The organism is Roseobacter sp., from assembly GCF_039970775.1.
Classification (GTDB): domain Bacteria; phylum Pseudomonadota; class Alphaproteobacteria; order Rhodobacterales; family Rhodobacteraceae; genus Roseobacter.
Genome location: NZ_JBDVLG010000027.1, coordinates 134,449 through 143,322, shown reverse-complemented (window position 1 = coordinate 143,322; position 8,874 = coordinate 134,449). Strand labels below are relative to the sequence as shown.

5 protein-coding genes are annotated in these 8,874 nt (G+C 60.7%); 2 read left to right on the top strand and 3 right to left on the bottom strand.

What is annotated here, in order from left to right:
• A partial coding sequence (locus tag ABJH13_RS06790) for a LysM peptidoglycan-binding domain-containing protein (protein WP_348405463.1) occupies positions 1–1,203 on the top strand: 1,203 nt, incomplete at its 5' end.
• A gap of 83 nt (positions 1,204–1,286) precedes the next feature.
• The gene (locus tag ABJH13_RS06785) at positions 1,287–3,125 is read left to right on the top strand and encodes an ABC transporter ATP-binding protein/permease (protein WP_348405462.1); all 1,839 of its coding nucleotides are present in this window, start codon (positions 1,287–1,289) and stop codon (positions 3,123–3,125) included.
• An 85-nt stretch (positions 3,126–3,210) separates the two neighbouring features.
• Here ABJH13_RS06785 and ABJH13_RS06780 read toward each other — a convergent pair whose 3' ends face one another.
• The 3 genes from ABJH13_RS06780 to ABJH13_RS06770 form a co-directional block, all read right to left on the bottom strand.
• A complete protein-coding gene (locus ABJH13_RS06780) occupies positions 3,211–3,666 on the bottom strand; it encodes a DUF302 domain-containing protein (RefSeq protein ID WP_348405461.1) in 456 nt (151 codons plus the stop codon).
• A 79-nt stretch (positions 3,667–3,745) separates the two neighbouring features.
• Positions 3,746–7,558 (bottom strand): efflux RND transporter permease subunit, encoded by a 3,813-nt coding sequence (locus ABJH13_RS06775; protein ID WP_348405460.1) that lies wholly within the window; start codon positions 7,556–7,558, stop codon positions 3,746–3,748.
• Positions 7,555–8,796 (bottom strand): efflux RND transporter periplasmic adaptor subunit, encoded by a 1,242-nt coding sequence (locus ABJH13_RS06770; protein ID WP_348405459.1) that lies wholly within the window; start codon positions 8,794–8,796, stop codon positions 7,555–7,557. The genes ABJH13_RS06775 and ABJH13_RS06770 overlap by 4 nt, the downstream gene beginning before the upstream one ends.
• Positions 8,797–8,874: the final 78 nt, after the last annotated feature.

Here is an 8,874-nt window from a genome sequence, read left to right as displayed (position 1 = left end):
CCCACCATCGAAGAGGTGCGGCTGGAAGGCGACGGGCTGACAGTTGTGGCCGGGCGCGCGGCCCCCGGGGCGCAGGTGGCAGTGTTGGTTGACGGCGAAGAGATCGCGACAACGGTTGCCGGTGCGCGGGGCCGTTTTGCCGCAGTGGGCTATGTCGCGCCCAGCGATGCCGCACGCGTCTTGACGTTGTTGGCGCAGATCAACGGCGAAACAACGGCATCGGATGCCGATGTTATCGTAGCACCCGTTGCGGCGTTGGTGGCCGAGGCCGCACCCGCTACCGGCGATGACCCCGTGGCAACACAGCCCGATGAGACGCCCGATGCGCCACAATTGGACGCGCGCGTTGTGGCCGATGCCCCCCTTGAAGACCCGGCACCTGCCGCAGAACAGCGGGCGCAGACCCGCGTTGCCCCAAGCGCGCCTGCGATCGCCGCACCCGCTGCGCCAACGGTGCGCCTGCCGGACGTGGATGAGACCACCCAACCCCTCCCTGAGCCACCCATTGCCGCGCGCGACGACACCCCCGAACCCACAACCGCACAGGTCGAATTGCAACCGGCAGCCCCCCCCACACCGGCGCCTACACCGGCACCTGCGCCCCAAAACGACACACCCGCCCCGTCTGTGCAGGCGTCACAAGACCCGCCGCAACCCACCGCCGCGCCGCAGCCGGTTGCTATTTTGCGCTCTACCTCGGATGGGGTCGCATTGCTGCAAACCGCGCCGCAGCCTTCTGAAACCGTGGCCATCGACACCATCGGATATTCGGCGCAGGGTGATGTGCAACTGTCGGGCCGGGCGGCTGCGGGCACATCAGAGGTGCGCGTGTATCTGCAAAACCGGTTTACGGCGGCCTTTGCGGTAGACAGCGACGGTGCATGGCGCGGGGATATTCCGGGGATCGACGCGGGCTTGTATCAGTTGCGGGTGGATGAGGTGAACGGTGCAGGCGATGTCACCAGCCGCATCGAAACGCCGTTCAAACGCGAAGCTCCCACCGTTTTGGCCGAAGCCAACGCGGGCCAAAACGGCCCCGTGCAGGCCGTGACCGTGCAAACAGGCGACACCCTGTGGGCCATCGCCCGGGACCGCTATGGCGAAGGCGTTTTATTCGTGAAAGTTTTTGAGGCCAACCGTGGCGACATCCGCGACCCGGACTTGATTTACCCCGGTCAGGTCTTTGATCTGCCTATCGAATGACGCGCGCGGAATATTTTGCGCAGGCGGTGGCCAAGCAGGGTGCATTGGCCTACCTAAAGGGTTGAACGCAAGCGGGACACCACATGCCAGCCGACAGCACGACCCAACCTCAGGCCGGGACCGCCGCGCCCCATAAATCTGACGCGGCAGAACGCCAATCGGGGCTGCGGACCATCCGCAGGGTCGCGCCCTATCTGTGGCCGTCTGACCCCGCGTGGGTACGCAAACGGGTTGTGGCGGCGATGGCGCTGCTGATCTTTTCCAAGCTAATTTCTGTGTCGACGCCGTTTTTCTACAAAGGCGCGGTGGATGCCCTGGCCCAGGAAGGCGTGTCGATGTTGGCCTTGGGGGCTGTGGGGTTAACGATCACCTATGGCATTGCGCGGCTGATGACGGTGGGGTTTCAACAACTGCGCGATGCGGTTTTTGCCCGTGTCGGACAGCGCGCGCTGCGGATGCTAGCGCTGGAGACGTTCACCCATATTCACCGTTTGTCGATGCGCTATCACATCACGCGCAAAACGGGCGGCCTAAGCCGGATCATCGAACGCGGCGTTAAAGGGGTCGACTTTCTGCTGCGGTATTTGTTGTTTTCTATCGGGCCGCTGCTGTTGGAACTGCTGCTGGTCGCGGTGATCCTCGCGGTGGTGTTTGACATTTGGTATCTGGTGATCGTCGCCGTGACGATTGTGCTCTACGTCGCGTTTACCTTTGTGGTGACCGAATGGCGCGTGAAACTGCGCCGCGAAATGAACGACCAGGACACAGACGCCAACCAAAAGGCCATCGACAGTCTGCTGAACTTTGAGACCGTCAAATATTTCGGTGCCGAAGCACGCGAGGCCCGGCGGTATGATGCGTCGATGGAAAAATACGAGACCGCGGCAATCAAGACCAACTATAGCTTGGCCTTCCTGAATTTTGGCCAGTCTGTGTTGATCACAGCGGGGTTGGTTGGCGTGATGCTCATGGCGGCCATTGGGGTGCAAAATGGCACCTTGACGGTGGGCGATTTCGTGATGGTCAACGCCTACATGATCCAAATCACCATCCCGTTGAATTTTCTGGGTACGATCTACCGTGAAATCCGGCAGGCCTTGGTTGATATGGGCGAAATGTTCGATTTGTTGGAACAACCCGCCGAGGTGATCGATGCGCCGGATGCGCGCGCGCTTGATGTGCGGGGCGGGCGGATTGAGCTGGATCAGGTGCGGTTCGGATATGACCGCGACCGGATGATCCTCAAGGGGGTTAGCATTACCGCAGAGCCCGGCGAAATGGTGGCCATTGTTGGCTCTACCGGGTCGGGAAAATCCACCATCGGGCGACTGTTGTTTCGGTTTTACGATGTCAATGCAGGCGCATTGCGCATCGACGGCCAAGATATCCGTGACGTGACACAAGACACCCTGCACGCCGCCATCGGGGTGGTGCCGCAAGACACGGTGCTGTTTAATGACACGCTGCGCTATAACATCGGTTATGGCCGTGACGGCGCCACGCAGGCCGATATCGAAGCCGTGGCCCGTGCCGCACAGATCCATGATTTTATCGCAGGGTTGCCCGACGGGTACGACACGGCCGTTGGCGAACGGGGGCTGAAACTATCGGGCGGTGAAAAGCAGCGGGTGGGCATTGCGCGCACCTTGCTAAAAGATCCGCCGATTTTGTTGCTGGACGAAGCCACCTCTGCGCTGGATTCCGAAACCGAACAAGAGATCAAAGAGGCGTTGATGCAGGCGGGGCGCGGGCGCACCGTGCTGACCATCGCGCACCGGTTATCAACCATCGCCGAAGCCGACCGGATAGTGGTGCTGGAACAGGGAGAGGTCCTTGAGCAAGGCACACATGACGACTTGCTGGCCAAAGGCGGGCGCTACGCGCAACTGTGGACCCGGCAGCAATCGGAAGACCCTGAATAGGGGAGCGGCGGTCCAAAACCTGCCTGACGCACACAGATCGTCACGGTGCAACCTGCGGGTTGGGTGGGTTTCAGACCGGTCGCGGTTATTCGGCGGCGACAGCCTTAGACGTCAGTTTGTCGAGCGCGCCTGTCATCATTTTGATGTATTTTGCATCGGCCGGCAGGCCATGTGACGCAGCAAACCCTGCGGGATCGTGGTAGGCAACATGCACTGTCCCGTCTGCGTCTTCATATGCGAGCACGCGCATCGGCAGGTCCAAACCAGCGGTTTGACCATCCAGCATCGCGGGTGTGCCCAGCTTTGGGTTGCCAAACATCAACATCTGTGTCGGGCGTAGGTCCATGTCGACGGATGCGGCACCTGCGGCGTGGTCGACGCGCGCAAAGACAGTCGCGCCTGCGCCTTCTACGGCAGCGGCCAGACGGTCGATCGTATCCGCAACCGAATGCGGGCTGGTCTTTTCAATCATATCCGCGGCGAGAGCCGTGGATGCCGTTGCCAAGCCTAACAGGCCTGCAAGTATCGTGTGACGGAACATCGGTTTTCCTTGTCCAAATGAAATGCCGACACCCTAACATGAAATACGCAGATGTCTTGTCACGGGCGCGTGACGCGGGTCATTCGGCAGCGTTTAGCGTGGCGCGGTGGGTTTGGGGCACAACGGCAGGCGTGCCGTCGTCCCACAAAATTTCACCTGAACCGATCCGCCCTGCGTCCTTTTGCAGGGCCCAGTCGCGGGCGGCCCGGCTGGCGCGGCCCATCGATACCTTGGCCAAAGCCGTCGCGATCCACTGGACGTAGGTTGTGGCCCACACCCGAATCGCCAACATCGACGGTGTTACGATCAAGGTCAGCACCGTGGCCACGCCCAAACCAAAGACCACCGCCGTGGCCAGCTGTTTCCACCACAGGGCGGTTGGGCTGTCGATGGTATACCCGCCGTCGGCGAAATTCAGGCTAAGCCCGAACATCATGGGGGCCAGCCCGGCCATGGTGGTGATTGTCGTCAGCAACACGGGGCGGATACGGGCCTGCGCGGTGCGAATGATGGCTTCGATCCGGGGCATGTATTGGCTGTATTCCTGATAGGTGTCGATCAGGATGATGTTGTTGTTCACCACAATCCCGGCCAGCGCAACGATGCCCGTGCCCGTCATGATGATGGAAAACGACTGGTCCATGACCAACATCCCGATCAACACACCCGTGGTCGACAAAACGACCGCCAGCAGCACCAGAACCGCGTTATAAAAGCTGTTGAATTGTGCCAGTAGGATGATGAACATCAGCCCCAGTGCGGCGGTAAAGGCCGATGACAAAAACGCTTGGCTTTCGGCTTGTTCTTCTTGATCGCCTGTCCATTCAAAACTGACCCCGGCGGGCAAGGGGTTTGTCGCCAGCCATTGGGTCAAAACACCGATGCGTTCATTGGCATTGACAGGGACCAACCGCGCGCTGTGTGCGTCGATATCAGCCTGCAGGTCGCGGCCCGGATCGGTCATTAGATTTGTGATTTTGTAGGGCGTACCGTCGGTTGACCGGATATCGGCATCTGCACCCGCAGGGCGCATCATCGCGAGCGTCGTGTCAACATCGGTGCCATTGACCCGCGTGGTTTCAACCACTTTGACCAACCCAAGACCGACGTCTGCTTTGACGTCAAAGTACCGCTTTTGATCAATGCGGTTGATCTCGGCGAGTTTGGGCACAGGCGTGCGGGTGATGAAATTCGACAGCGGTATCAGACCATCCGCAGTGCGGACTTTGAGCGTGTCCAACGTGGACAGCACGCGGTCTTTTTCGGGCAGGCGCACGCGGATATCGATCTCTTCGTCCGAGCTATCGACCCGCATGGTATCAAGCGTCAGCCCACGCGTGACCAGTTGCACCATTGCGCCAACGGTGGCCACATCCGCGCCGTAGCGCCCCGCCTTTTCGACATCCACGTCGATCTGCCAATCGATGCCGGGCAGGGGGCGCGTGTCTTCTATCAGCGTCAGCCCCGGCGTGCGTTCGAATTCGGCGCGGGCGATGATTGCGGCCTGTGTCAGGACGTCAAAATCATCGGCCTTGAGCCGCAGGTGCACCGGTTTGCCAGAGGCCGGGCCATCCGCCACTTCGAGCACCTCTGTCGCGATGCCGGGCAACACCGATAGCTGCTCTGTCAATTCGGCGATGACAATGTTGCCGTCCAGATCCAGCCGCCCGGCGCGGTCTTCCCACGGGATGGTTTCGAACTGGATCTGACCGATCAGATCTTTGGGCTTGGACCCGCCAGAGCTGTCGGTGTTCAACCCGCCTTCGCCCGCAAAGGAAAACGCATTGCTGATGCCGGGGTGCGCCAACACGATTTCTTCGGCCTGACGGACCAACGCGTCTTCTTCTGTGAGCGACAGGTTGCCGCGTGCCAGCACATAAATGATGCCCTGTTCAGGTTCGGATTCGACAAAGAATTCGACCCCGTTGTTGTTGTTGGTAAAATACATCAATACGCTGCCGACGAATATAAACACGGTGCCTGCCATCACCAGTGGCATTACCGGGTTGCCCGCAATGGCGGCAATGGCATGGCCAAAGAACGACCGGCGGTAGCCTGCGTGTATCTCTTGCCGTTCCGCCCCCACAAGGCGGTGGGCCAAGGCCCGACCATAGCGCCCCATGCGCGTCAGGACTGCGAAGGCAGACACCAGCCCCAACATGAACCCGCCCAACGCGACGAACAGGCAGGCCGTCGCTGCAAGGATCAACATAAAGACAAACAGCAGCGTCGGGATCACAGATTGCACGATGTTGAGGCTGTCCATGATCGCAAATCGCGCGCCGATGACGCCAAAGATGGGGCCCATCAAACCTGATACGGCGATCATCAGCGCCGCAACAGGAAACAGCGCCAGATGCAGGTACCACCGCAGCCCGGCCACGGCGGTCATGTATTCCATGATCCACCGTTCCAGCCGCCCAGTCACACCACCCATCACGGGCAGATAGATCAACGCCACCACCAGCGACGCCGACAACACAAAGATCAACGTGACAGGCAGCATGCCCATGAATTCACCGGGAACACCGGGCCAGAACAGCATCGGCAAGAACGCACATAACGTCGTCGCCGTGGATGAAATGATCGGCCAGAACATACGTTTTGCGGCATCGACATAGGCCTGCATGGGCCCCACGCCCTCTTGTTGGCGCTTGTCGGCATATTCTACCACCACGATGGCGCCATCCACCAACATGCCAACCGCCAGGATCAGCCCGAACATCACGATATTCGACACCGAGATCCCCATCAAAGCCAAAAACGCAAAGCACAGCAGGAACGACGTGGGGATCGCAAACCCCACCAGCAGTGCTGCGCGGATACCCAAAGCCGCCAGCACCACGACCATCACCAGCGCCACAGCCGTAAACACCGACCCAAGCAGTTGCTGCACCATGCCGTTGACGATGCGCGATTGGTCGTTGGATGTGCCGACCTTGACGGCGGCCTGCAGGCCTTCGGGCCAGGTTTTGCTATGGTCCGCGACGAGCGTTTTGACAACCGCAGCCGTGTCGATCAGGTTGAAACCTTTGCGTTTCACAACCTGCAACGCCACGGTGCTTTCACCGTTGAACCGCGCGGTGCCACGCCGGTCTTCAAAGGTGGGGTTGATGTCGGCCAGATCCCCCAATGTGACGACCCGGTCGCCGTTGATCTTGATGGGCAGGTCGTAGATGTCGCGCGGCTCGTCGAAGGACGATGGGATTTTGACGGCAAACGTGCCTTGTGCGGTATCTACCTCGCCGGCTGCGATCAGTTGGTTGTTGTTGCGGACCGTCGTGATGAGCTCGTTGGCGGTGATGTTGTAGGCCTCTAGGCGCAGCGGGTCGATCAACACCTCGATCATCTCGTCGCGGCTGCCTGCGATCCCGGCTTCGAGGATGGCGTCAACGGCTTCTAGGTCATCTTGCAGGTCTTTGGCCGCGCGGATCATTGTGCGTTCGGGCACAGGGCCGGTCAGGTTCACGATGATAATCGGGAACTCTGAAAAGTTGATTTCGGTGATAGAATATTGTTCGGCCCCCTCGGGGAAATCGGCTTGGGCTTTGCCCATCGCATCGCGCACATCCGCCAGAATTTTGGTCTTGTCCCAGCCAAATTCAAATTCCAGTGCCACACCTGCATAGCCTTCGGCGGCAGTGGCCGATATCGATTGCAGCCCGTCAAGATCGGCCAGTTCGGTTTCCATCGGCTTGACCAGCAGTGTTTCGCTGTCGGCGGCAGAAATACCGGGAAACACGGTGGATACGAACAGGGCGGGGATCTCAATGTCCGGCTCGCCTTCCTTGGGCAGGGTGCTGTAGGCGTATCCCCCCACAACGAGGCTAAGCAGGATAAAGGCCAACACCATCCGCGCCCGTTCGGCGGCCCAATCAACGATACCCGTCATTGGCTAAGTTCCTTGTAGGTGGGGGCGACCTTGACGCCTGCGATCACGTATTCCTGACCCAACACAATCACATCGGCGCTGTCTTCAAGCCCCGTCAGCCAGACGCCATCGGGGGTGTCACGCATCAACGACACGGGGTGGAACTCGACGGTTTGTGCGGCGTCTATGGTGCGCACCCCCAACTTGCCCTCGTCGTTTAGGGTCAACGCGGATTGGGGCAACAGATGCGCTGCGGCCCCGTCGGCCGCGATCTGGATCGCGGCGGTTTGCCCGTCGCGGATGTGGGTGTCGCTGTTGGCGACCTCGATCTCTACGCGGAAAGTGCGGGTCATTTCATCGGCTGAACTGGATAAAAACGTCACCACACCCTGCACATCTTGGGTGGGGTTTGTGGTGCCCCCAGTGATCAGATGTGCCGTTGCGGGGGCCCCCAACGAGACGCGCGCAACCTCGGTTTCGGGTACAAAAGCCACCAATTTGATTGGATCAAGCTGGATAATCGTGGCGCAAAGCGACCCCGGTTGCAGCAGCGACCCTAGCTCTGCGGTGTCGCTTTCCAATAGCCCGGAAAAGGGCGCGCGGATCATCAACCGTTCGATCTCTTTTTCGGCCGTGGCCACCGTGGCCTGCGCCCCTTGGATGCCCGATTGCGCCGCCTGCAACCCGGCGCGCGCACTTTCTACCCCGGCTTGGGCTGTGGCCAGCGCGGCTTCGGTGTTGGCCACCCGTGTGGTCGTGGCAAAGCCACCCTCGCTCAGCTTGGACGACGCGTTGAGATTAATGCGGGCCTCTTCCAACTGGGCGCGGGCTTGGCTCAGGCGGGCTTGCGATTCGGGGACCCGCGCGCGCGCTTCATCCAATTGGGCGCTGGCCTGTGCCAATGCAGTGCCGCGTGTGCCTTCGTCCAGCTGGCACAAGGCTTGCCCCGTTTCGACCCGCGTGCCTTTGCGGATGGGGGCCGAGATAACTGTTGCGGATGTTTCGGCGCGCACGTCTACGGTGCGGGCGGCTTGGGTCTGGCCACGCAGGGACACGGCCGTATCAATTTTGCGTGCTTTGGACCGCAAGACAACGACCTTGACCCGCGAATCCTGCGGCGCGGCGCCCGCAGGGGGGGCTGCGACCTCTGCCACGTCGTTGCCCGCACCGAACACCGCCAGCAACCGGGGCCGGTCGAGAATCGCCAATGCCAAGAGCCCAACGACCACCAAAGCCGCAAAAAGAGAGAAAATACGCATGTTTACTGCCTCACACAGACCTCTTGGAACCCACTTCCGCTTGACCGGGCGCCATAATACGGCGCGGGGCGGCACGGT